Below are 22691 nucleotides of genomic sequence, written 5' to 3'. Positions count from 1 at the left end.
CGGAATTCGATCGATGCGCTGGTACGGATAGTTATGATCCGTAGCGCACGGTGGGTATGTACTCCGCCGAGCAGTGAGTACGAGTACGCGTACCGATGTCCGCTCGACGTGGAGGTGAAACGCCGTGGCACTCTCGATCTCGGCCGTGGTGCTGCTGGCGATCGTCGTCTTCCTGCTGGTCCGCCGGTCGGGCCTGAAGGCGGGCCACGCCGCTGTCTGTGTGCTCCTCGGGTTCTACTTGGCGAGTTCGACCATCGCGCCGACCCTCAGCCAGCTGACCACGAACGTGGCCAGCATGATCAGCGGCCTCAAGCTGTAGGACGCCCGCCGCTTGATCGTAGGCTTGGCCCCATGAACGGTCTCCCCGCCCGTCGGCTGCTCCTGGTGCACGCGCACCCGGACGACGAGTCGATCAACAACGGCGTCACCATGGCCAAGTACGCGGCCGAGGGTGCCCACGTCACGCTCGTGACCTGCACCCTCGGCGAAGAGGGCGAGGTCATCCCGCCGGACCTCGCCCACCTGGCGCCCGACCGCGACGACGCCCTGGGTCCCCACCGCATCGGCGAGCTCGCCGCCGCCATGGCGGAACTCGGCGTCACCGACCACCGGTTCCTCGGCGGCCCGGGCCGCTTCCGGGACTCCGGGATGATGGGCGCCGAGCAGAACCGCCGGCCCGGGTCCTTCTGGTCCGCGGACGTCGACGAGGCGGCCGCCCACCTCGTCGAGGTCATCCGCGAGGTGCGCCCGCAGGTGCTCGTCACGTACGACCCGGACGGCGGCTACGGGCACCCCGACCACATCCAGGCCCACCGGGTCGCCATGCGCGGCGCGGAACTGGCCGCGGAGCCCACGTACCGCCGGGACCTCGGCGACCCGTGGCGGATCGGCAAGATCTACTGGAACCGCGTGCCGCGCTCGGTGGTCGAAGAGGGCTTCGCCCGGCTGAAGGCGGCGGGGACCAAGACGGCCTTCCCGGGGCTGGCTTCGCCGCAGGACGTGCCCGGCGTCGTCGCCGACGACCGGATCACCGCCGAGATCGGGGCCGAGGAGGCGTTCGTGGCGGCCAAGACGGCCGCGATGCGCGCCCACGCCACGCAGATCGCCGTGGACGGGCCCTTCTTCGCGCTCTCCAACGACCTCGCGCAGCCGCTGTTCGCCCGCGAGTACTACGAGCTGGTCGCGGGCCGCTCCGGCGCTCCGCGGGGGACGCGCGAGCACGACCTGTTCGCGGGGGTGGAGGCGTGACCGGCACCCTGACCCCCGGGCGGATCGCCACCTTGCTCGGCCTGTTGGCCGTCGGCGTGCTGACCGGCGCGGCTGGCTGGCTCGTCGTGGACCTGTGGTTCCCCGGCGGGCTGCTGCTGGGACTGCTGGCGCTCTTCGGGCTGTTCCTCGGCGGCCGGATCGCGGTCGGGTCCGGGCTCGGCGTGGGCGCCGGGGTGCTCGGCTGGTTCCTCGCGTACGTGGTGCTCGGCGTGCCGCGCCCCGAGGGGGACTTCCTGCTCGGTTCGTCCGGAATCGGCATGTACGCCTACCTTTTGGGTGGGACGATCCTGGCTGTGATGTGTGCCACGCTGCGAGCCCCGTTCGAGGGGCCGGTTTCGGCCGCGCAGTCCGGCAAGTGACGTGCCGTTGAACTCGGTCGGGGTGTGCGTTCACGGGGGTTGGGCGGGGGTCCGCGGGCTGCTCGGAGGGGTCGCGAGGGGGTTGAAGGGGAACCCCTGATTCCCCTAGGACAGTTGCGTGCGGGCCCCGGCCAGTATGGTGGTCGGGCCGCCGAGCTGCCCGCGCACGGCACGCGGGCGGCGGAGCCAACCGGGAGAACCTGCCTTGAGTCGTGAAACCGACAGTTCGTCCTCCGGGCCCCAGGGGCACGGTGGAGCCGCCTACCCCTCGGGTACACCGCCGTACGGAACCGGCCGGAACCCGTCCTTGCCTGTGCCGCCTGGGCCTGGCGCGGCGACTGCCTCGGAGGAGAACCCTGTGACCTCGAACCCGTCCACGCCCGACACCGACGGGCCGAAGACCGAGACCACCCTGACGACCCGGATCCGGATCAACATCCCGGGTTCGCGGCCGATCCCGCCGGTGGTCGTACGCACGCCGGTGGCGGCCGCCTCCGAGTCGGAGCCCGAGGCCGCGGCGGAGCCCGTCGCCGTCGCCGGGCCGGCCGTGGCGGAGCCCGCGCCCGCCGCCGAGCCCGAGGAGCCGGCCAGCAACTGGTTCGCCCCGCGCAAGTCGCCCGCTCCGGCGCCCGCGACCGCCGCCGCTCCGGCCCCGGCGCTGCCGACCCGCACCCCGGCCGCGGGCACCGGCGGCCCCGCGCTCGGCTCGGTCCCCGGCGGCCCGGTCCCGGGCGGCGCCCCCATGGGCGCCGAGGCCCCCCGCTGGCCCGGCCCCGAGCTGGACGACCCGTTCCCGCCGGTCCCCGGCCCGGGCGGCCCCGGCCCGGTCGTCCCGACACCGGTCCCGACGCCGGTCCCCGCCCCGGCGGCGGCCGCGCCCGCGCGCCCGAAGCCGGCCTCCATGAAGCCGACGAAGATCAAGAAGGGCCGCTCCAAGCTGCTCCTCGCAGGCAGCGGAATCATCGCCCTGTTCGGCGTGGCCTACGGCGCCGGGCTGCTCCTGAACCACTCCGACGTCCCCAAGGGCACCACCGTCATGGGCGTCGACATCGGGGGTACCCGCGACGAGGCCGTCGGCAAGCTCCAGACGGCCTTCGCCAACCGCGCCGCCACCCCGCTCACGCTCACCGTCGGCGGCAAGCAGGTCGAGCTCAAGCCCGAGAAGGCCGGCCTGAGCCTGGACTCCCAGACCACCGTCCGCAACGCGGCCGGCAGCGACTACAACCCGGTCACGGTCATCGGCTCCCTCCTCGGCAACGAGCGCATCGCGGAGGCCGTGCTGCCCGTGGACGAGGAGAAGCTCCAGGTCGCGCTCCAGGAGCTGGCCGGCACCGCCGGCACCGCCACCGAGGGCACCATCACCTTCGACACCGGCAAAGCCGTCGCCGTCCCCGGCAAGCCCGGCAGCTCCCTGGACCCGGGCGCCTCCGCGGAACTGGTCAAGAAGGCCTTCCGCGAGCTGGTCGCCACCGGCAAGACGGCCCCGGTCGAACTCCCGGTCGCCACCAAGAACCCGGTCGTCGACCAGGCCGAACTGGACCGGGCCATGAAGGAGTTCGCCGAGCCCGCGATGTCCGGCGTGGCCACCGTCAAGGCGGGCGGCAAATCCCTCCCCTTCGGCGCCAAGTCCCTCCCCAAGATCCTCAGCATGCAGGTCGTGGACGGGCACCTGACCGAGAAGTACGACCTGGAAGCGCTCAAGGCGACGTACGGCAACACCTTCGACGGCGTCCTGATCACGCGCGGTACGGGAGAGAAGACCGCGGTCACCCCGCAGGACGTCGTCGGCGCCCTGCGCCAGGCGCTGCGCGGGAAGACCGCGGCCGAGCGGACCGTCACGATCAACACCAACGGCAGCTGACGACCGTTCGCGGGAGCCCCCGTCCGATCCTCGGACGGGGGCTCCGCCGTGTCCGGCGCCGGTCCGGCGGCAGGGCCCGTCATGCCGGCCGCATGACATCTGTCATCCGTCAGTCACGACGGCGGGCACTGCCGCGTGCACCTCCGTACGGGGGAACCTTCGGTCATGACGACGACGACGACCTCGGCGCACACCACCGCCGCGAAGGACACCGGCCCCGGCGCCGGCCCCGTGGTGGCCTTCCGGAACGTGACCAAGAGCTACGGCCCGGTCCGCGCGGTCGACGGGCTCTCCCTGGAACTCCACCCCGGCGAGACCGTCGCCCTGCTCGGTCCCAACGGCGCCGGCAAGTCCTCCACCCTCGACCTGCTGCTGGGCCTGCGCCCCGCGGACTCCGGCACCGTCGAGCTCTTCGGCACCACCCCCCGCGAGGCCATCGCGGCCGGCCGGGTCGGCGCGATGCTCCAGAGCGGCGGCCTGATGGAGGACGTGACCGTACGGGAGGTCGTCGCCCTCGGCTGCGCCCTGCACCCCCGCCGCTACCCGGTCGAGGAGGTGCTCGGACGCGCCGGGATCACCGAGATCGCCGACCGCATGGTCAACAAGCTCTCCGGCGGCCAGGAGCAGCGCGTCCGCTTCGCCCTCGCCACCGCCGGCCGGAACGACCTGATCGTCCTGGACGAGCCGACCACCGGCATGGACGTCACTTCCCGCCAGGCCTTCTGGGCCACCATGCGCGACCAGGCCGCCCAGGGCCGCACCGTCCTGTTCGCCACCCACTACCTGGAAGAGGCCGACGCGATCGCCGACCGCGTCCTCGTCCTCAACAAGGGCCGGCTGCTCGCCGACGGCACCGCCGCCGAGATCAAGGCCAAGGCCGGCGCCCGCCGGATCGCCTTCGACCTGGCCCCGGACGCCCCCGTGGACGAGACGGCGCTGCGCGCCCTCCCGTGCCTGACGTCCTACGAGCGCCACGGCGACACGGTCAGGCTCCAGTCGCGCGACGCCGACGCCACCGTCCACGCCGTGTACGCGCTGGGGCTCTACCCCCGGAACCTGGAAGTCGCCGGGCTGGGCCTGGAGCAGGCCTTCATCGCCCTCACCGAGGCCGAGGAGGCCAAGTAAAGATGCCCACCACCGGAACGCTCCACCTCGTCAAGCTCGAGATCAGCCGATCCCTGCGCAACAAGAAGTACCTGTTCTTCACCGTCCTCTACCCGGCCGCGCTGTTCCTGATGCTCGGCGGCACCCTGGACGGCACCACGAAGGTCATGGGCACGGAACTGACCATGCCGGCCTTCTACATGGTCGCCATGGCCTCCTTCGGCGCCCTGACCGCCGTCCTGATGGGCAACAGCGAGCGCATCGCCAAGGAGCGCGAGAAGGGATGGGTCCGCCAGCTGCGGCTGACCGCCCTGCCCGGCCGCGGCTACGTCCTCGGCAAGACCGCCAGCGCGGGCGTCCTCTCGCTGCCCGCCATCCTGGTCGTGTTCGCGGTCGCCGCGATCGTCAAGGGCGTGCGGTTCGACGCCTGGCAATGGCTCGCCCTGACCGGTTCCATCTGGGCCGGCAGCCTGGTCTTCGCCGCCCTCGGCGTGGCGATCGGCTACCTGGCGAGCGGGGACACCGTCCGCCCGATCACGATGCTGTTCTACTTCGGCCTGTCGATCCTCGGCGGCCTGTGGATGCCGACCGCGAACTTCCCGCAGTGGCTCCAGAACATCTGCGAGTGGCTGCCGACCCGGGCGTACGCGGGCCTCGGCCAGGCCATCGAGCTCGGGGGCGCGCCGCATCTGAAGGACGTGGCGATCCTGGCGGGCTACTTCGTACTGTTCACCGGTGCCGCCGCATGGCTGTACCGCAAGGACTCGCTGAAGGCATGACGGGTGTGACGAGCGTGATGGGTGCGACGGGAGTGACCGGTAAGACCGGCGCGACGGAGCCGATGACCGAGACCGATCCGATGGGAACGAAGGGCGGCCCCCGGGTCGGCCTCCGCCCCGAGAACCGGCGGCAGAAGATCGTGAAGTCGCTGTGGATCAGCGTCTGGCTGTTCTACCTCAGCGCCCCCGTCACCGACCTGGTCAGCGGCGGACACAGCCTCGGGGCCCGGCTGCTCGGCGGCCTGGGCCTCGTGGCCTTCGTCGCCTGGTACCTGATCCTGGTCTTCCGCACCGCGCGGCAGACCGAGGTGCGGCGCGTGCTGCTCTCGGTCGCGGTCCTCTCCGCGCAGGCCACGATCCTGTCGCTGAGCCTGGGGCGCGAATGGCTCGTCCTCTTCGTGTACGTGGCGATCGCCTCCGGCGCCGCGCTGCCGGGGGAGATCTCCCGGTTCACGGTGCCCGGCGCCACCGCGCTGCTCGCGCTGACCGCCTTCGCGGTGCCGGGCGGCGACGAGTACCTGGCCGGACTGCTGATCCCGGCCCTGATGGGCGGGTTCGCGATGGTCGGCATCCGCGCCATGATCCGCACGACGATGGAGCTGCGCGAGGCGCGGGCCACGGTGGCGCAGCTCGCGGCGAACGAGGAACGGCTGCGGATGGCCCGGGACCTGCACGACCTCCTCGGCCACTCGCTGTCCCTGATCACGCTCAAGAGCGAGCTGGCGGGGCGGATGCTGCCGGACCACCCCGAGCAGGCGGCCCAGCAGGTGGCGGACATCGAGCAGGTCAGCCGGCAGGCACTGGTCGACGTACGGGAAGCCGTGAGCGGCTACCGGCGGCCGACCCTGCCGGGCGAACTGGCGGGCGCCCGCACCGCGCTGACGGCGGCGGGCGTGGCGGCGGACCTCCCGGTGGAGCCGGTGGAGGACCTCCCCGAAGAGGTGGAGTCGGCGCTGGCCTGGTCGCTGCGCGAGGCGGTGACGAACGTGGTCCGGCACAGCGGGGCGCAGCGCTGCACCGTCCGGCTGGAGAGGTCGCAGACCCTGGCCGGACCGGTGGTGGAGCTCTCGGTGGCCGACGACGGCGGGGGCGGCTCCGCGGAGGCGGGCAACGGCCTGACGGGCCTGACGGAACGCCTGGAGGCGGTCGGCGGCACGCTGGCGGCAGGTCCGACCGGCAAGAGGGGCTTCCGCCTGCTGGCCCGCGTCCCCCTAGGATCGGGATCATGAGCACACGCCCCATCCGGATCCTCCTGGCGGAGGACCAGTCCATGGTCCGGGAAGCCCTCGCGGCCCTCCTCGGGCTGGAGCCGGACATCGAGGTGCTGGCCCAAGTCGCCCGCGGCGACGAGGTGGTGCCGGCGGCCCGGGCCCACGACGTGAACGTCGCGCTGCTCGACATCGAGATGCCGGGCATGACGGGCATCGAGGCGGCGGCGGCCCTGCGGACCGCGGTCCCGGACCTCAAGATCGTGGTCCTGACCACCTTCGGCCGCCCCGGCTACCTGCGCGGCGCGATGGAGGCGGGAGCCTCGGCGTTCCTCGTCAAGGACGCCCCGGCCGCGCAACTGGCCGAGGCGGTCCGCAAGGTCCTGGCGGGCGAGCGCGTCATCGACCCCACCCTGGCGGCGGCGGCCCTGGCGGAAGGCGCCAACCCGCTGACGGACCGCGAACGCGAGGTCCTGCGCGCGGCCGAGGACGGAGCCACGAACGCCGAACTCGCGGCCCGGCTCCACCTCTCCCAGGGAACGATCCGCAACTACCTCTCGACGGCCATCCAGAAGCTGGCCTCCCGCAACCGCGCGGAAGCCATACGCGTGGCCCGCGAAAAGGGCTGGCTGTGACCGGACCGGCCCCGCGCGGCGGCGCCCGCCCCCGGCCGGGTCAGTTCAGCAGCGCCCTGGCGGACAGGGCCTCGCTGCGGATCCGCGCCGCGGCGGGCGGATCGATCGCGTCGACCACCTCCGCGTAGGACTCCATCTCGGCGGCGCCGAAAGCGAACTCCCCGCGCTCCACCAGCAGCTTCGCCCGCTCGTACCGCAACGACGCCGGATGCGAGGGCAGCAGCAGCGACAGCTCCAGCGCCCACAAGGCCACCCCCGAGTGCTCCGGCCGAGCCGAGGCCCACGCCCTGATGTTGTTCAGGATCCGCAGCACGATGTCCAGAGTCCGGGCCGGCGTCCGCGGCTCCGCCGCCTGCTCCGCCGGCCCGGCGCCCAGCGAGGCGCCCCCGGCGAAGGGGTCCACCACCAGCCCCTCGTCCGGATCCCCGAACCCCACGACGAAGTGCCCCGGCAGTCCCAGCCCGTACACCGGCGCGCCCGCGCGCCGCGCGACCTCCAGCCAGACGACGGACAGGAGGATCGGCAGGCCCCGGCGTCTGCGCAGCACCTCGTGCAGCAGCGAGGACGACAGCCGGTCGTAGTCCGCGGGCGTGCCGTGGAAGCCCATCCGGCCTCCCAGCAGCTCCGTCACCGCCGAGGCCCACGCCTTCCCGCCGCGCAGCCCGTACGGCAGCATCCCCGCCAGCCGGTCCAGCTCGATCTGCGCCCGGTCCACGGTCCGTTCGTCCAGCTCCGGATCGGCCTCCGCAGCCAGCAGCAGGCACAGCAGCGCCAGGTCCGGCCGCTCCGAGCGGGCCTCCTCCGCGAACCGCGCCCGGGACTCCGCGCTCATCGCGGGTCCCCCGCGGCCGAGGCCGCCTCGGCCCGGTACCGGAAGTGGTGGTACGCGTGGTGCCGCGCGAAACCCAGCCCGTCGTACAGCGCCAGCGCTCCCGTGTTGTCGGCCTCCACCTGGAGCCAGGCCGCCGACGCGCCTTCCTCCAGCGCCTGCCGTGCCAGTACGGCCATCACGGCCGTGCCCAGGCCGGCGCGCCGGTGCTCCGGATCCACCTCGACCGCCGCGAAGCCGGCCCACCGGCCGTCCACCACCAGCCGCCCTATCGCCCGCCCGGGCAGCGTCGCGAACCACACCGACGGCCCCGCGACCAGCACCCGCCGGGCCACCTCCGGGTCCTTGACCCGCCCGTACATCCCGAGCCACTCCTCGTCCGGGGCGCGGGTCAGCCGTACCTCGCGGGCGCCGGCACCGGTGTCCACGTCCGCGATCGGCGCCAGCGCCGCGATCCGGACCTCCGCCGACACCTCGTTCACCCAGCCCCGGCGCTCCAGCTCCGCGCCCAGCAGCTCCTGCGTGCCGGCCGCGCCCGTCGCCGTCTGCACATACGCCGGAAGTTCACGTTCCGCGTACCAGGACGTCACTCGCGCGAGTGCTTCGTCCAGCGGCGCCCCCGGGTCGCCGAGCGGCAGCACGGAGTTGGCCCGCCGGGTGAAGCCGCCGGCGGCCCGCAGCGTCCACTCGCCGAGCGGCTCGCTCTCCAGGGGCTGCCAGGCCCGCGCGCCGACCCGCGCCAGCTCCTCGAAAGAGGCCGCGGGACCCCGGCGCCGGGCCGGCGCCGGGGGGACGATCTTGCCCGCCACCAGCGACGATTCCGAGATGTGGACGGTCTCACCGCTCTTTCGTGTGATCGTCAGCACACCTTGGTCCCAGGATGTGAGAACCCCTACCGTGTCAGTGAACGAGGGCGCCTCGTCCGCCCCGCTCCGCACCCGTCGTACAGAGACTCGTTTACCCACGTCAGCCGGGGTAATACGGATCTCCAGCAGCCCACCGGCAGTGATTTCCACAGCTCTGTCCGCCCCTCCTGTTCGGATCGTGCCCGGGAACGGAGATACTAGGCGTGGGCATCGACGACGCCGCGCTCCCGCGCGATATGGAAAGCCCTACCGAGGAGGAACGAGAGCGTGACCTACGTCATCGCGGAGCCTTGTGTCGACGTCAAGGACAAGGCATGCATCGAAGAGTGCCCCGTCGACTGCATCTACGAGGGCCAGCGGTCCTTGTACATCCACCCCGACGAGTGCGTCGACTGTGGTGCGTGTGAGCCGGTCTGCCCGGTCGAGGCCATCTTCTACGAGGACGACACTCCGGAAGAGTGGAAGGACTACTACAAGGCGAACGTCGAGTTCTTCGACGAGCTCGGTTCGCCCGGTGGTGCCTCCAAGCTGGGCCTGATCGAGCGCGACCACCCCTTCATCGCGGCGCTTCCGGCGGACATCAACCCGAGTCACTGACGACGGTCGGTACCGCCAGAACCGCCCCTCGGTCCCGTACGGCCCCGTGCCGCGCGGGACCGAGCCGTTTGCCCGTACGGCCGGCCGGTCCCGCACGCCCGTACAGCCAGTACGTCCAGCACCAGTAGAGAGCAGAGAACACCGTGGCCGCAGTATCCGCACGTCTTCCCGCCTTCCCCTGGGACAAGCTGGAGCCGTACAAGAAGACGGCGGCGGCCCACCCGGACGGCATCGTCGACCTGTCCGTCGGCACGCCCGTGGACCCGGTCCCGCAGCTGGTCCGGGACGCGCTCGTCGCGGCCGCCGACTCCCCGGGCTACCCCACGGTGTGGGGCACCGTCGCGCTGCGCGACGCGATCACCGGCTGGCTGCGGGGCCGCCTCGGCGCGAGCGCCGCCGGGCACCGCAACGTCCTGCCGGTCGTCGGCTCCAAGGAGCTGGTGGCCTGGCTGCCGACCCAGCTGGGCCTGGGCGCCGGGGACAAGGTCGCGTACCCGCGGCTCGCGTACCCCACGTACGAGGTCGGCGCGCGGCTGTGCGGCGCGGAGGCCGTCGTCTACGACGACCCGACCGATCTCGACCCGGCCGGCGTGAAGCTGCTGTGGCTCAACTCCCCGTCCAACCCCACCGGGAAGGTCATCCCGAAGGAAGACCTGATCCGGATCGTGGCCTGGGCGCGCGAGCACGGGATCCTGCTCTTCAGCGACGAGTGCTACCTGGAGCTGGGCTGGGAGGCCGAGCCCGTCTCCGTCCTGCACGACGACGTCTGCGGCGGCTCGTACGAGGGCATCGTCGCCGTCCACTCCCTCTCGAAGCGCTCCAACCTGGCGGGCTACCGGGCCGCGTTCATCGCCGGTGACGCCGAGGTGCTCGGCGAGCTGCTGGAGATCCGCAAGCACGGCGGCATGATGACCCCGGCGCCGGTGCAGGCGGCCACGGTCGCCGCGCTCGGCGACGACGCGCACGTCGCGGAGCAGCGCGGGCGCTACGCGGCGCGGCGCGAGGCGCTGCGGGCGGCGCTGGAGGCGCACGGCTTCCGGGTCGAGCACAGCGAGGCCAGCCTGTACCTGTGGGTGACCCGGGACGAGCCCTGCTGGGACACGGTCGCCCACCTCGCGGAGCTGGGCGTCCTGGTCGCGCCGGGCGATTTCTACGGTGAGGCGGGTGCGCGGTTCGTCCGCGTCGCCTTCACGGCCACGGACGAGCGGGTCGAAGCGGCGGTCAAGCGCCTGGCCGCCTGATCCGCCGCGGACCCGGTGAACGGCCCGAGGGGCCGGGAGTTCGTGCTCCCGGCCCCTCGGTGTTCCTGCGTGCGGCGGGTCAGCCGCCCAGCGGGAGGCCGCCCAGCGCCTGGGTGGGGAGCGCGCTGGTCAGGCTGCCGGTCGGGACGGCGTCGGTCGGCAGAGCACCGGTCGGCAGCGAGCTGGTGGGCAGGGTGTCGGTCGGCAGGACGCCCTTGGACAGCGCGTCGGTCGGCAGGCCCTTGGCCGCCGGCAGCCCGCCGAGCAGGCCGGTCGCGGCGTCGGTGACCTGGGCGGGGGCGCCGGGTACGGACTGGGCGGCGGTGTCCGCCGCGCCGGCGGCAGCGGCCTCACCGGTGCCGACCACGTCGCCCGCGGGAGCGGCGGCGTCAGGGCTGGTGAGCGCGCCCAGCTGCGGCACGGACTCCAGGCCCGCGGCGCTGGCCGCGCCGGCCGCACCGACCACGGGAGCTGCCCCGGCTGCGAGCAGCAGCGCGGTACGGGCGATCCGGCGGGTCAGGGGGAGGGACATGATGCTCCTAAGCGGTAGCGGCTGAGTACGCCGTGTACAACCGCTCGGGGGGCGGGTGGAGTTGCGGAGGCTCCGGGTAAAGGATCGGTAACGCATCGTTTAATCGGCCTGCGCGGCAAGTGCGTCGGACGCGCGCCGACCAGGGGTTCCGTCCTCCGGGAGGCGGATCGGGCCGCTGCCCGGTCACCCCCGCACGGGGGACGCCTCGTACAGGCGGACCCACGGCCGGGGGTGCCTCACTGGGCCACGAAGATCCGTACCGAGCCGGCCTCCGCGCGGTGGGGGTCGACCGCCCCGGCCTTGCCCTGCGGGCCGGCGGGGCCCAGCTCCTGCCACTCGCCCCGCGCCTGGCCGGCCACCCAGCTCGCCCGGCCGTACGAGACCCGGACGACTCCCATCCCGCGCGAGTTGGCCACCGCCCAGCCCGCCATCACCTTGCTGCCGCGCGCCGCGGAGGCCCCGCCGTCCTTCTTCTCGACGAAGGTCACCTCGGCCTCCTTGACCTTCCCGGCCGCGTCCTGCGTACGGCGCGGCTCCGCCGGAGCGTTGTGCATCTTGGTCTTGGCGAAGATCCGGGTGAGCTCGGTACGCACCTTCTCCGGGTCGCCCGGCGCGGTCGGCGCGGGTCCGCCGCAGGTCAGCTCGCCGTCCCCGGCGAACGCCGCCGCGATCACGACCGCTTCCGCCTCGTGCTTCGCGTACGCCTCGGGGTAGCCGCTGCGCTGCACCTCCTGCGCGGCCTCCGTCAGCGGGAGATCGGCGTACCCCTTGACCTGGACGAGGTGGTCGTAGAACTTCCCGGCCGAGTACACCGGGTCCATGATCTGCTCCTCGGTGCCCCAGCCCATCGAGGTCCGCTGCTGGAACAGACCCAGCGAATCCCGGTCGCCGTGGGGGAGGTTGCGCAGCCCCGACTCCTGCATCGAGGTCGCCAGCGCGATGGTCAGGGCCCGGTCCGGCAGGCCCTTGGCCACGCCGACCGCGGCTATCGTCGCGGCGTTGCCCGCCTGTTCCGGGGTCATGTCGACGCCGGTCGAACCCGTCGGCACGCTCGCCGTGCAGTGCGGCGCGCCGCCACCGCCGTTCGTCGTGTTGTACTGCACGGCGAAATAGCCGATCAGCGCGAGCAGCACCAACACACCGGCACACGTGAGCAGCGGCCGGCGGCGGCGACGAGGACGGGGGGGATCGTTCCGGGTCACGGCGCCCACCGTACTTGAGCCACGCGACGCGTCCACCGGCCGGACGTGAGAGCTTCGCCGCAGTCCTGGGCGTTAGGGTCGGGGACATGTCCGAATCCGAGCTGGACCTCACCCTGGACGCCGCCGAGCTGACCGCCCGGCTCGTCGACATCCCGTCCGTGAGCGGCGACGAAAAGGTCCTCGCCGACCTGGTGGAGCACGCGCTGCGGGCCCTGCCGCACCTCACGGTCGACCGGTACGGCAACAACGTCGTGGCCCGTACGCACCTCGGCCGGGCCGAGCGCGTCGTCCTCGCCGGCCACCTCGACACCGTGCCGATCGCCGACAACGTCCCGTCCCGCCTGGACGAGAACGACGTCCTGTGGGGCTGCGGAACGACCGACATGAAATCCGGCGTCGCCGTGCAGCTGCGCATCGCCGCGACCGTGCCCGAGCCCAACCGCGACCTCACCTTCGTCTTCTACGACCAGGAGGAGGTCGCCGCGGACCTCAACGGTCTGGGCAAGGTCGCCGAGGCCCACCCCGACTGGCTGACCGGCGACTTCGCGGTCCTGCTGGAGCCGTCGAACGCCGAGGTCGAGGGCGGCTGCCAGGGCACCCTGCGCGTCCTGCTCCGCACGGCCGGCGAGCGCGCCCACTCCGCGCGCAGCTGGATGGGGTCCAACGCCATCCACGCGGCGGCCCCGATTCTCGCCAAACTCGCGGCGTACGAGCCCCGCAAGCCGGTGATCGACGGCCTGGAGTACCACGAGGGCCTGAACGCGGTCCGCGTCGAGGGCGGCGTCGCCAACAACGTCATCCCCGACGCGTGCACGGTGACGGTCAACTTCCGCTTCGCCCCGGACCGCAGCATGGACGAGGCGATCGCCCACGTGCGGGAGGTCTTCGCGGACTGCGGCGTCGACGAGTTCGTCATCGACGACTTCTCGGGCGGCGCCCTCCCGGGCCTCTCCCACCCCGCCGCCGCGGCGTTCATGGAGGCGGTCGGCGGCCGCGCCATGCCGAAGTTCGGCTGGACGGACGTCTCCCGCTTCAGCGCCCTCGGCGTCCCGGCGGTCAACTACGGCCCGGGCGACGCCCTGCTGGCCCACAAGGTCGACGAGCGCGTGGAGACGAAGGCCATCCTCCACTGCGAAGAACGACTCCGCGCCTGGCTGACCTCCTGAATTCCGCTTCTCGTCACCTTTGTGCGCCTAGTCTGATCCAACGATCAGCAGGAGGGAGCACATCATGGGCAACTCCGAAGGGTCCGCTCGTCGTCGGCCCGAAGAGCAGCAGCTCGGGCCGGTGCTGCGCAGGCGGAGCCAGGTGCAGGCCGGCAGTACGACGGACCAGCGGCTGCTGGATTCCGCCGGGCCTTCCGAGTGGGTGCACACCGATCCCTGGCGGGTCCTGCGCATCCAGTCGGAGTTCATCGAGGGCTTCGGCACGCTGGCGGAGCTGCCGCCGGCGATCAGCGTGTTCGGCTCGGCCCGTACGCCCGCCGGCTCGCCGGAGTACGAGGCCGGCGTACGGATCGGCAGCGCGCTCGTGGAGGCGGGCTTCGCGGTGATCACGGGCGGCGGCCCGGGCGCGATGGAGGCGGCCAACAAGGGCGCCCGGGAGGCCAACGGGATCTCGGTGGGCCTGGGCATCGAGCTGCCCTTCGAGCAGGGGCTCAACCAGCACGTGGACCTCGGGCTGAACTTCCGGTACTTCTTCGTCCGCAAGACGATGTTCGTGAAGTACAGCCAGGGCTTCGTGGTCCTGCCGGGCGGACTCGGCACGCTGGACGAGCTGTTCGAGGCCCTGACCCTGGTCCAGACCCAGAAGATCACCCGGTTCCCGATCGTGCTGTTCGGGTCGGAGTACTGGTCGGGCCTGGTCGACTGGCTGAAGAACACGGTGATCGCGCAGGGCAAGGCCTCGGAGCGCGACCTCTACCTCTTCCACGTCACGGACGACGTGGACGAGGCGATCGCGCTGGTGACCAAGGAAGTCGGCAAGTAGCCGCGGCCGCCGCCGTCACGCGAGCCCCCGGCGGGCCACCGCCGGGGGCCACCGCCGGTGGCCGGTGGCCGTCGGGCCGTGCGGCTCAGGCCAGTCCGCGGCGGGCCACCGCGGGCGGCCGGTGGCCCTGGATCGTACGGACCATGTCCAGGACCTGCTTCGTCTCCGCGACCTCGTGCACCCGGTAGACCTGGGCGCCGAGCCAGGCCGAGACGGCCGTCGTGGCCAGGGTGCCCAGCAGGCGCTCCTTGACCGGCTTGTCGAGGGTCTCGCCGACGAAGTCCTTGTTGGACAGGGAGACCAGCACCGGCCAGCCGGTGTCCGTCATCTCGCCCAGCCGGCGCGTGGCCTCCAGCGAGTGGCGGGTGTTCTTCCCGAAGTCGTGGCCCGGGTCGATCATGATCGCGTCCCGGCGGACGCCGAGTGCCACGGCGCGTTCGGCCAGCCCCACCGTGACCCGCAGGATGTCCTCCACCACGTCCTCGTACGTGATCCGGTGCGGCCGGGTGCGAGGTTCGACCCCGCCCGCGTGGGTGCAGACCAGCCCGGCGCCGTGCCGGGCCGCCACCTCGGCCAGCTTCGGGTCCACCCCGCCCCAGGCGTCGTTCAGGACGTCGGCCCCGGCTTCGCAGACGGCCTCGCCGACCTCGTGCCGCCAGGTGTCGACGCTGATCACCACGTCCGGGTGGCGGCGCCGCACCTCGGCCACGAAGCCGACCGTGCGGCGGGCCTCCTCGACCGCGTCCACGTGCTCGCCCGGGCCCGCCTTGACCCCGCCGATGTCGATGATCGCGGCGCCCTCGGCGACCGCCTGCTCGACCCGGTCCAGCGCGGGCTCGTCGCGGAACGTCGCGCCCTGGTCGTAGAAGGAGTCCGGAGTCCGGTTCACGATGGCCATGATCACCGGCTCGTGGGTGTCGAACTCGCGCCTGCCCAGTCGCAGCATCCCGTTCTTTCCTCCTCCGGCGGCCCTCGCGCCTCGTTGCGACCTTAACCTGGTGCCCGGTGGCCGATGTCTCTCAGGGAGTTGCTCGTGTTCTGGTTCTTGCTGATCGCGCTGGTCGTGGTCGTCGCGGCGGTCACCCTGGCCGTGGTGGGCGGTGGCTCCGAGGCCGTACTGCCGGAGGCGGAGCCGGACCGGGTGGCCGACGCGCTGCCGGAGAGCCGCCCGGTCGTACGGGCCGACGTCGACGCCCTGCGCCTGCCCGTCGCGCCGCGCGGTTACCGGATGGCCGAGGTGGACGACGTACTGGAGCGGCTCGCGGCGGAGCTCGCCGAGCGGGACGCGCGGATCGCGGAGCTGACGGCCGCCGCCGCGCAGGGCCGCGCACAGGCGGCGCCGGCCCCCGTCGACCTGCACAAGGACGCCCGGGAGGAGGACCGGTGACGGCGGTCGCGGGTCCGGACGGCGGGCTGCGCTGCCCCTGGGCGCTGGCCACCGAGGACTACATCGCGTACCACGACACGGAGTGGGGCCGCGCGGTGCACGGGGACGACGCCCTGTACGAGCGGCTGTGCCTGGAGGCCTTCCAGTCGGGGCTGTCCTGGCTGACGATCCTGCGCCGCCGGGAGGGCTTCCGTGCGGCCTTCTCGGGGTTCGTGATCGCCGAGGTCGCGGAATTCGGGCCGGCCGACGCGCAGCGGCTGCTCGCCGACGAGGGGATCATCCGCAACCGGGCCAAGATCGAGGCCACGCTCGCCAACGCGAAGGTCCTGGCGCAGTGGGAGCCGGGCGAACTGGACGCGCTGATCTGGTCGCACGTGCCGGAGCCGGGCCGCCCGGCACCGGCGGTGATCTCCGAGGTGCCGGCGGTGACGCCCGAGTCCACGGCCCTGTCCAAGGCGTTGAAGAAGGCCGGGATCCGGTTCGTCGGGCCCACCACCGCCTACGCGCTGATGCAGGCCTGCGGGCTGGTCAACGACCACCTGGCCGCCTGCGCCGCCCGCGACCCCGCCTGAGGCGGGGGAGGGCCGGGGCAGGCGGCGGAGGTGGCGGACTCAGCGGCCCAGGTACTTCGGCGGCTGCTTCGCGAGGAAGGCCTGGACGGCGATCGAGTGGTCCTCGGAGGCACCCGCGCGGGCCTGCAGGGTGTCCTCGTGGTCCAGTGCCTCGGACAGCGAGTGCGACGCTCCGTGGGCCAGGGACTCCTTCAGGGCCGCGTAGGCCACCGTCGGGCCGGCCGCCAGGGTGCGGGCCACCGCCTCGGCCTCCGCGTGCAGGGAGTCCGAGGGGACCAGACGGTTCACGATGCCGAGCTCGTACGCCTCCTGCGCCTTCACCGAGCGGGGGAAGAGCAGCAGATCGGCGGCGCGGGAGGCGCCGATCAGGCGGGGGAGGGTCCAGGAGACGCCCGAGTCGGCGGTCAGCGCCACCCCCGCGAAGGAGGTGTTGAAGGAGGCCGTGTCGGCGACGACCCGGAAATCCGCCGCCAGCGCGAAGCCGAAGCCCGCCCCGGCCGCCACGCCGTTGACGCCCGCCACCACCGGCTTGGGCATCTCGGTCAGGGCGCGCACGATCGGGTTGTAGTGCTCCGCGACCGTGTTCATCGTCAGGGAGGAACCGGTCTCGCGGTCCGCCGCCAGGTTCCCGATGTGCTCCTTGAGGTCCTGGCCGACGCAGAACGCCCGGTCGCCGGCCGCCGTCAGCAGCACCGCGCGGACGGCCGGATCGGCGGCCGCCGCCTGGACCGCGTCGCGCAGCGCGACCTTGGCCTCGGTGTTCATCGCGTTCATGGCGTCGGGACGGTTGATCGTGATCTTCGCGAGTCCGTCGGTCACTTCGTAGAGCACGCTGTCGGCCATGGCAGGGGGTCCCCCTTCGTCGCGGGCTTGGCTACCGGCCGGTACCGGCCGGTGCAAGGGCCAGCATGGCGGACCGGACCGCTCCGGGGCATGTGATGTGCGTCAAAGAAAGCCGAGGGCGGACCCCGGGTGCGGCGGCGAAGTATCGCAGGCACGTCCCCGAAATGAGTGGTTTTGGCCGAGCGCGTTGCGCAAGCGTTCCCTGCCGATGTTGGTCATCGGGTCCTGACATGCGGGATAATGGCCAAGAAGCAATGTGTTCGATGCCGGGTTCCAGGCGCCTGAATGGGGCCGTCGGCTGACGATGAGCTGGTTTCAGGAAGGGGAACGAGCATGGCGGCCATGAAGCCGCGGACGGGCGACGGCCCGCTCGAGGTCACCAAGGAGGGGCGGGGCATCGTCATGCGCGTACCGCTCGAGGGCGGCGGTCGGCTTGTCGTCGAGCTGACCCCGGACGAGGCGGACGCCCTGGGTGACGCCCTGAAGAAGGTCGTCGGCTAACCCGTCGGCAGCACCGCAGTACCCGTATTCTCTGCGCCGCCCCGGCCGCTTCCCGCGGTCGGGGCGGCGTTGTGTCATGTCCCGGGGAGCCCGCCCCGGACCGATCCGACGGGCTGGCGCCGGCCCACACGGTCCCGGCGGCCTTGATCGCCGCCGCCGCCGCCCGGTCCCGGCTGGTCCTGCGGGCGCACGCCCCGGCGCAACTCCTGGCCGGCACGGCGCTGGGCGGTACGTCCGCCCTCATCTTCCTGCTGCTGGGCTGAGCCCGGTCCCCCGGGCGGGGTCCCGCCGCGGCGTACGGGCGGTCAGCGCCGGACCGCGCAGAGCAGGCCGTCGCCCACCGGGAGCAGGGCGGCCTCCAGTGCCGGGCTCTCGCGGACGCTGCGCAGCAGCTCCCGTACGCGCAGCACCTCGGTCTGCTGCGCCGCCCCGTCGACGGTGCGGCCGTCCGAGAAGACCCCCTCGAAGCAGACCAGCCCGCCGGGCCGCAGCAGGCGCAACGATTCGGCGAGGTAGTCGAGGGACTCGGACGGGTCCCCGTCGCAGAAGACGAGGTCGTACCCGCCGTCGGCGAGGCGGGGGAGCACGTCGAGTGCGCGGCCGGGGATGAACCGGGCACGGTTGCCCGCGAAGCCGGCGGCGCGGAAGGCCTGGCGGGCGAAGGCCTGCCGGTCGGCCTCGGGGTCGACGGTGGTCAGCACCCCGTCGGGGCGCATGCCGTGGAGGAGGTGGATGCCGGAGACGCCGGTGCCGGTGCCGATCTCGGCGACCGCCTTGGCGTCCGCGGTGGCGGCGAGCAGGCGCAGCGCGGCCCCGGTGCCGGGGGAGACGGAGCGAAGGCCCGCTTCCCTGGCCCGGTCGCGGGCCCACCGCAGAGCGTCGTCCTCGGCGACAAACGCGTCGGCGAAAGCCCAGCTCGTCTGCCGGTTGCCGGTAATGACCCTCTCCTGTCCCCATAGTTGGCGCAACGGTGACTGTATCCGTTGACGTCGGGAACCCGCAGATGGGACCGGGCGTTGGAGAAAACAGCGGCGGACTGAACCAGCGAGGTGAAAAGGGGCGTATGGGCGGGCAGCGGCCGGGATAGATGGGGCGGCAGCGGGCAGATCGACGGCCCCGCCGGCCTCAGGCACGTGCAAAGTTACTGCAAAAACGCTTATCCGGAGCTGACGGGAGGGGTGGCTATGGTAGGGACTCCACTGGACACCACCAGAGCCGATAGGGGAGGTGCGGCTGCGCCTGTGGATCGTGGAGGCGTATTCAGACGCCTCTTCTGGTCGGCGGGTGAGCCGAAATCCGTGACCGACATTGCTGACCGCTTCCACACCGCTGCCACCGCAACCACCGCGACCTTTGCCGCCGATGCGGGCACCCAGGCGTGGACCCCTCCTTCATGGGAGGAGATCGTCAGCACGCACAGTGCGCGGGTCTACCGCCTTGCCTACCGTCTGACGGGCAACCAGCACGACGCCGAAGACCTGACGCAGGAGGTCTTCGTCCGCGTCTTCCGCTCGCTGTCCACGTACACGCCGGGCACGTTCGAGGGCTGGCTGCACCGGATCACCACCAACCTGTTCCTCGACATGGTCCGCCGCAAGCAGCGGATCCGCTTCGACGCGCTCGCCGACGACGCCGCCGAGCGGCTGCCGAGCCGCGAGCCGTCCCCGCAGCAGGTCCTGCACGACACCCACTTCGACGCCGACGTGCAGCAGGCGCTGGACACCCTCGCGCCCGAGTTCCGCGCCGCCGTGGTGCTGTGCGACATCGAAGGCCTGTCGTACGAGGAGATCGCCGCGACGCTGGGCGTGAAGCTCGGCACCGTGCGCAGCCGAATCCACCGCGGCCGCTCGCACCTGCGCAAGGCGCTCAAGCACCGGTCCCCCGAGGCCCGGGCGGAGCGGGCGCTGGCGGGAGTGGCGGTGGGCGCACCGGGCGCCGGGGGAGAGGGCGGAACCGAGTGAGCGGAGTCAGTCCCTCTCCTGCCGAACAGCACCTGGGTGACCGGCTGGCCGCCCTGGTCGACGGGGAACTGAGCCATGACGCGCGCGAGCGGGTCCTGGCTCATCTGGCCACGTGTGCCAGGTGCAAGGCCGAGGCCGACGCACAGCGCCGCGTGAAGAGCATGTTCGTCGAGAGCGCGCCGCCGCCGCTGTCGCCCGGGCTGCTGGCCCGGTTGCAGGGGCTGCCCGGCGGCGGTCCCGACGGGCCGTCCGGCCCGCCCTCCGGTCCGCTGGCCCCGCCCGGCGCGGATCTCTTCGGGTACGTGGCTCCGGCCGCGCCGCAGCAGGGCTTCCGCATCCACGAGGTGGGGCGGCCGCGCCGCCGCTTCGCGTTCGTGGCGGCCGGAGCGGTCTCGCTGGCCGCCATCGCACTGGGCGGTTCGCTCCCGATCGACTCCATGGACCAGACCGTACGGGGAGAGCCCCCGGCATCCCGTCCGGGCCCGGCCGTGTCGGTGACGGACGCGGTGGTCCGCGACCGCTCTCCCGGCCCGGGCCCCGGCCCCGGCTTCGTGGCCGGCCCCAGGCCGACGGCTCCCCTTCCCCCGGTGCATCCGTCGATCTCTCCGCGCCCGGTCTCGCTGACCCGCTGAGTCCGCGGCGGACCGGGGGCGGAGCCCCCGGTCGACGGAGCACCTGGTTGAATCGGCGGCAGATGCGCCGCCCGGCGGTGCCACAGGTACCCTCCCCCTGGCTCCGCCGGGGGGACCCCCAGGGGAGCGCCCATGGCCGACCAACAGCAGTCCGACACGGCCCCGAAGTGGTGGAGCCGCCCCGCCGCCCCGCAAGCGGCACCCGGGGCGGCTCCGGAGGCGGGCTCCGGCCCGGCGGCCGAGTCCGTCCCCGGGCCGGATGCCGATCCGGCGGCCGGGGACGCGCCGAAGAGCCCCGAAGCCGCGCCGGCGACGCGGTACGACCCCTGGGGCGAGCAGCCGCTGCAGGTGGCCGACCAGGGCAAGGCGACCGGCGGCGGCCCGGTGGTACGGATACGGCACGCCCTCGCACTCGGCCTCGGCATCGCCCTCCTCGCCGGTGGCATCGGCGGGTGGCTCGGCGTGCTCGCCGAGCGGCAGAGCAGCACGCGCCTGGAACTGCCCCAGGCCGCCGTCGAGAACAAGGGCCGCGCCCCCGAGAGCGTGGCCGGGATCGCCGCCACCGCGCTGCCCGGAGTCGTCACCCTCCACGTACGCGGCAGCACCGGCAGCGGCACCGGAACCGGGTTCGTCCTCGACGGCCAGGGCCACATCCTCACGAACAACCACGTGGTCTCCGACGCCAAGGACATAACGGTCACCTTCAGCAGCGGCGAGAGCGTCACCGCCGGGCTGGTCGGCCGCGACAGCGGCTACGACCTGGCCGTGGTCAAGGTCGACGGCGTACGGGGCCTGCACCCGCTCTCCCTCGGGAACTCCGAGAACGTGAAGGTCGGCGACCCCGTCGTGGCCATCGGCGCGCCCTTCGACCTCTCCAACACCGTCACCGCCGGCATCATCAGCGCCACCGGCCGCCCCATCACCGCGGGCGGGGACAAGGGCGACGGCAGCGACATCAGCTACGTCGACGCCCTCCAGACCGACGCGCCCATCAACCCCGGCAACTCCGGCGGCCCGCTCCTCGACGCCAAGGCCCGCGTGATCGGCATCAACAGCGCGATCAGGGGAGCCGACGCCGGCGGGGACGGCGCCGAGCGCGCCAAGCAGAGCGGCAGCATCGGACTCGGCTTCGCCATCCCCGTCAACCAGGGCAAGCGCGTCGCCGAGGAGCTGATCCGCACCGGCCGCGCCACCCACCCCGTCATCGGCGTCACCCTCGACATGGAGTACACCGGCGACGGGGCCCGCGTGGGCACCAAGGGCGAGGGCGGCAAGCCCGCCGTCACCCCCGACGGCCCCGGCGCCCGGGCCGGGATCAAGGGCGGCGACGTGATCACCAAGGTGGACGGGGTGCGCGTGCACGGCGGCGACGAGCTCGTCATCAAGATCCGCGCCCACCGCCCCGGCGATCCGCTCACCCTGACCGTGCTGCGCGACGGCCGGGAGCTCACCCTGGAACTGGTACTGGGTTCGGCGAACGGATCATGACCAGATGGAGAATCCCGGGCTGATGCGGCACCGATGTACGGGCCCGCGGACAACGCCGGGTACCGTGTGTCGTGGCCCGAAGTGAAGAGAGCCGAGGAGCGGCAAGGTGTTCAACGACATAGGCGCACTCGAGCTGGTCACGATCGTGGTGCTCGCCATCCTCATCTTCGGCCCGGACAAGCTGCCCAAGGTGATCCAGGACGTCACCGGGGTCATCCGGAAGATCCGCGCGTTCTCCGACAGCGCGAAGCAGGACATCCGGTCCGAACTCGGCCCCGAGTTCAAGGACTTCGAGTTCGAGGACCTGAACCCGAAGACGTTCCTGCGCAAGCAGCTGGGCGAGAACGAGGACCTGAAGGAGATCCGGAGCACCTTCGATCTCCGCAAGGAGCTGAACGACGTCACCGACGCCGTGAACAGCCGCGGGGCGGACGCCGCCCCGGCCGCCTCCGGCGGCTCCGCCGCGCCCGCCGCCACCGGCCCGGACCCGCTGAAGAAGCCCGCCGCCCCGGCCGCCGACCAGCGCACCCCGTACGACGCCGACGCCACCTGAGACACCCCCTCGTTCGAGCCTTCCCGGGCGATTCGGGGTCCTGTGGCTATCCTCCATGAGTCCGGACCCAGGACGCCCCAGGGTGGGGGTCCCCCCGACGACACGTGGGGGAGGGCGCGTTCCGGACCCCACGGAACGAGAGGCCGCATCGATGGAGACGACGAGCAGTAGCCGGGTAGGGGTGCAGCCCGCCGAGGCGCCCGCTCCCGCTGCCGCGCAAGGTGCGCCGGCCGCGCAGCCGCAGCCCGCGCCGGCCGAGACCGCCGCCGCACCCCCGCAGCCG

General features: G+C 72.8%; 25 protein-coding genes and 1 pseudogene. 19 read left to right on the top strand and 7 right to left on the bottom strand.

Features of this window, described 5'->3' with window-relative positions; translation table 11 throughout:
* Positions 1–124: 124 nt before the first annotated feature.
* The 8 genes from K7B10_RS15780 to K7B10_RS15745 all read left to right on the top strand — a co-directional run bounded on the left by K7B10_RS15780 (position 125) and on the right by K7B10_RS15745 (position 7215).
* Entirely contained in the window at positions 125–319 is a 195-nt protein-coding gene (locus K7B10_RS15780) for a hypothetical protein (RefSeq protein ID WP_030153401.1), read from the top strand.
* A gap of 32 nt (positions 320–351) precedes the next feature.
* Positions 352–1248: an N-acetyl-1-D-myo-inositol-2-amino-2-deoxy-alpha-D-glucopyranoside deacetylase gene (mshB, locus tag K7B10_RS15775; RefSeq protein ID WP_229336647.1), complete on the top strand. Its 897-nt coding sequence runs from the start codon at positions 352–354 to the stop codon at positions 1246–1248.
* Positions 1245–1628, top strand: coding sequence for a DUF6113 family protein (locus K7B10_RS15770; RefSeq protein WP_229336646.1), 384 nt, complete (start codon positions 1245–1247; stop codon positions 1626–1628). Before mshB ends, K7B10_RS15770 begins: the two co-directional genes overlap by 4 nt.
* Before the next feature lie 205 nt (positions 1629–1833).
* On the top strand, positions 1834–3489 hold the full coding sequence (locus K7B10_RS15765; RefSeq protein ID WP_229336645.1) for a peptidoglycan binding domain-containing protein: 1656 nt from the start codon (positions 1834–1836) through the stop codon (positions 3487–3489).
* Positions 3490–3654: 165 nt separating this feature from the next.
* A complete protein-coding gene (locus K7B10_RS15760; protein ID WP_229336644.1) occupies positions 3655–4614 on the top strand; it encodes an ABC transporter ATP-binding protein in 960 nt (319 codons plus the stop codon).
* Between the two features lie 2 nt (positions 4615–4616).
* Entirely contained in the window at positions 4617–5372 is a 756-nt protein-coding gene (locus tag K7B10_RS15755) for an ABC transporter permease (protein WP_229336643.1), read from the top strand.
* Positions 5373–5452: 80 nt separating this feature from the next.
* Positions 5453–6601 (top strand): sensor histidine kinase, encoded by a 1149-nt coding sequence (locus tag K7B10_RS15750; RefSeq protein ID WP_229345099.1) that lies wholly within the window; start codon positions 5453–5455, stop codon positions 6599–6601.
* On the top strand, positions 6598–7215 hold the full coding sequence (locus tag K7B10_RS15745) for a response regulator transcription factor (protein ID WP_030868363.1): 618 nt from the start codon (positions 6598–6600) through the stop codon (positions 7213–7215). Before K7B10_RS15750 ends, K7B10_RS15745 begins: the two co-directional genes overlap by 4 nt.
* A 40-nt stretch (positions 7216–7255) precedes the next feature.
* Here the strand turns inward: K7B10_RS15745 and K7B10_RS15740 are convergent, their stop codons facing one another.
* Both K7B10_RS15740 and K7B10_RS15735 read right to left on the bottom strand, forming a co-directional pair.
* Positions 7256–8047, bottom strand: a complete 792-nt coding sequence (locus K7B10_RS15740; RefSeq protein ID WP_229336642.1) for a transglutaminase-like domain-containing protein — start codon at positions 8045–8047, stop codon at positions 7256–7258.
* A complete protein-coding gene (locus K7B10_RS15735) occupies positions 8044–9060 on the bottom strand; it encodes a GNAT family N-acetyltransferase (RefSeq protein ID WP_229336641.1) in 1017 nt (338 codons plus the stop codon). The genes K7B10_RS15740 and K7B10_RS15735 overlap by 4 nt, the downstream gene beginning before the upstream one ends.
* Positions 9061–9177: 117 nt before the next feature.
* Here K7B10_RS15735 and fdxA point away from each other — a divergent pair, with 117 nt between their 5' ends.
* On the top strand, positions 9178–9507 hold the full coding sequence (fdxA, locus tag K7B10_RS15730; protein WP_030868357.1) for a ferredoxin: 330 nt from the start codon (positions 9178–9180) through the stop codon (positions 9505–9507).
* A 143-nt stretch (positions 9508–9650) separates the two neighbouring features.
* Positions 9651–10748, top strand: a complete 1098-nt coding sequence (dapC, locus tag K7B10_RS15725; protein ID WP_229336640.1) for a succinyldiaminopimelate transaminase — start codon at positions 9651–9653, stop codon at positions 10746–10748.
* Between the two features lie 79 nt (positions 10749–10827).
* Here the strand turns inward: dapC and K7B10_RS15720 are convergent, their stop codons facing one another.
* Both K7B10_RS15720 and K7B10_RS15715 read right to left on the bottom strand, forming a co-directional pair.
* Positions 10828–11280 carry an ATP-binding protein gene (locus tag K7B10_RS15720; RefSeq protein ID WP_229336639.1) on the bottom strand — a complete coding sequence of 151 codons (453 nt, stop codon included), beginning with the start codon at positions 11278–11280 and terminating at the stop codon, positions 10828–10830.
* A gap of 236 nt (positions 11281–11516) precedes the next feature.
* Entirely contained in the window at positions 11517–12482 is a 966-nt protein-coding gene (locus K7B10_RS15715; RefSeq protein ID WP_229336638.1) for a hypothetical protein, read from the bottom strand.
* An 86-nt stretch (positions 12483–12568) separates the two neighbouring features.
* Here K7B10_RS15715 and dapE point away from each other — a divergent pair, with 86 nt between their 5' ends.
* Together dapE and K7B10_RS15705 are read left to right on the top strand one after the other, a co-directional pair.
* Positions 12569–13648: a succinyl-diaminopimelate desuccinylase gene (gene dapE / locus K7B10_RS15710; protein ID WP_229336637.1), complete on the top strand. Its 1080-nt coding sequence runs from the start codon at positions 12569–12571 to the stop codon at positions 13646–13648.
* 64 nt (positions 13649–13712) lie between these two features.
* Positions 13713–14471, top strand: coding sequence for an LOG family protein (locus K7B10_RS15705; RefSeq protein ID WP_229336636.1), 759 nt, complete (start codon positions 13713–13715; stop codon positions 14469–14471).
* An 85-nt stretch (positions 14472–14556) separates the two neighbouring features.
* On the opposite strand, the gene folP is transcribed toward K7B10_RS15705, so the two are convergent.
* Positions 14557–15417: a dihydropteroate synthase gene (gene folP, locus K7B10_RS15700; RefSeq protein WP_229336635.1), complete on the bottom strand. Its 861-nt coding sequence runs from the start codon at positions 15415–15417 to the stop codon at positions 14557–14559.
* Between the two features lie 87 nt (positions 15418–15504).
* On the opposite strand from folP, the gene K7B10_RS15695 reads away from it, so the two are divergent.
* Both K7B10_RS15695 and K7B10_RS15690 read left to right on the top strand, forming a co-directional pair.
* Positions 15505–15858, top strand: coding sequence for a DivIVA domain-containing protein (locus tag K7B10_RS15695; RefSeq protein WP_372481418.1), 354 nt, complete (start codon positions 15505–15507; stop codon positions 15856–15858).
* Positions 15855–16430, top strand: a complete 576-nt coding sequence (locus K7B10_RS15690; RefSeq protein ID WP_308284586.1) for a DNA-3-methyladenine glycosylase I — start codon at positions 15855–15857, stop codon at positions 16428–16430. Before K7B10_RS15695 ends, K7B10_RS15690 begins: the two co-directional genes overlap by 4 nt.
* 39 nt (positions 16431–16469) lie before the next feature.
* On the opposite strand, the gene chcB is transcribed toward K7B10_RS15690, so the two are convergent.
* Positions 16470–17273 carry a 2-cyclohexenylcarbonyl CoA isomerase gene (gene chcB, locus K7B10_RS15685; protein ID WP_229336634.1) on the bottom strand — a complete coding sequence of 268 codons (804 nt, stop codon included), beginning with the start codon at positions 17271–17273 and terminating at the stop codon, positions 16470–16472.
* 333 nt (positions 17274–17606) lie between these two features.
* On the opposite strand from chcB, the gene K7B10_RS15680 reads away from it, so the two are divergent.
* Positions 17607–17774 (top strand): DUF3117 domain-containing protein, encoded by a 168-nt coding sequence (locus tag K7B10_RS15680; RefSeq protein ID WP_003966491.1) that lies wholly within the window; start codon positions 17607–17609, stop codon positions 17772–17774.
* Between the two features lie 305 nt (positions 17775–18079).
* Here K7B10_RS15680 and K7B10_RS15675 read toward each other — a convergent pair whose 3' ends face one another.
* Complete coding sequence (locus K7B10_RS15675; protein ID WP_030153432.1) at positions 18080–18742, bottom strand: O-methyltransferase; 663 nt, start codon at positions 18740–18742, stop codon at positions 18080–18082.
* Between the two features lie 216 nt (positions 18743–18958).
* Here K7B10_RS15675 and sigE point away from each other — a divergent pair, with 216 nt between their 5' ends.
* The 4 genes and pseudogenes from sigE (at position 18959) to K7B10_RS15655 (ending at position 22408) form a co-directional block, all read left to right on the top strand.
* Positions 18959–19735: an RNA polymerase sigma factor SigE gene (gene sigE / locus K7B10_RS15670; RefSeq protein WP_229336633.1), complete on the top strand. Its 777-nt coding sequence runs from the start codon at positions 18959–18961 to the stop codon at positions 19733–19735.
* Positions 19732–20196: pseudogene (locus tag K7B10_RS15665) on the top strand (anti-sigma factor family protein); the annotation flags it as partial. The gene sigE and the pseudogene K7B10_RS15665, both read left to right, overlap by 4 nt.
* Positions 20197–20499: 303 nt before the next feature.
* Positions 20500–21855 carry a S1C family serine protease gene (locus K7B10_RS15660; RefSeq protein WP_308284585.1) on the top strand — a complete coding sequence of 452 codons (1356 nt, stop codon included), beginning with the start codon at positions 20500–20502 and terminating at the stop codon, positions 21853–21855.
* A gap of 106 nt (positions 21856–21961) precedes the next feature.
* Positions 21962–22408, top strand: coding sequence for a sec-independent translocase (locus tag K7B10_RS15655; protein WP_229336632.1), 447 nt, complete (start codon positions 21962–21964; stop codon positions 22406–22408).
* Positions 22409–22691 lie beyond the last annotated feature (283 nt).

The organism is Streptomyces flavotricini (genome assembly GCF_020639365.1).
Taxonomy (GTDB): domain Bacteria; phylum Actinomycetota; class Actinomycetes; order Streptomycetales; family Streptomycetaceae; genus Streptomyces; species Streptomyces flavotricini.
This window is presented reverse-complemented; position numbering and strand designations above follow the sequence as displayed.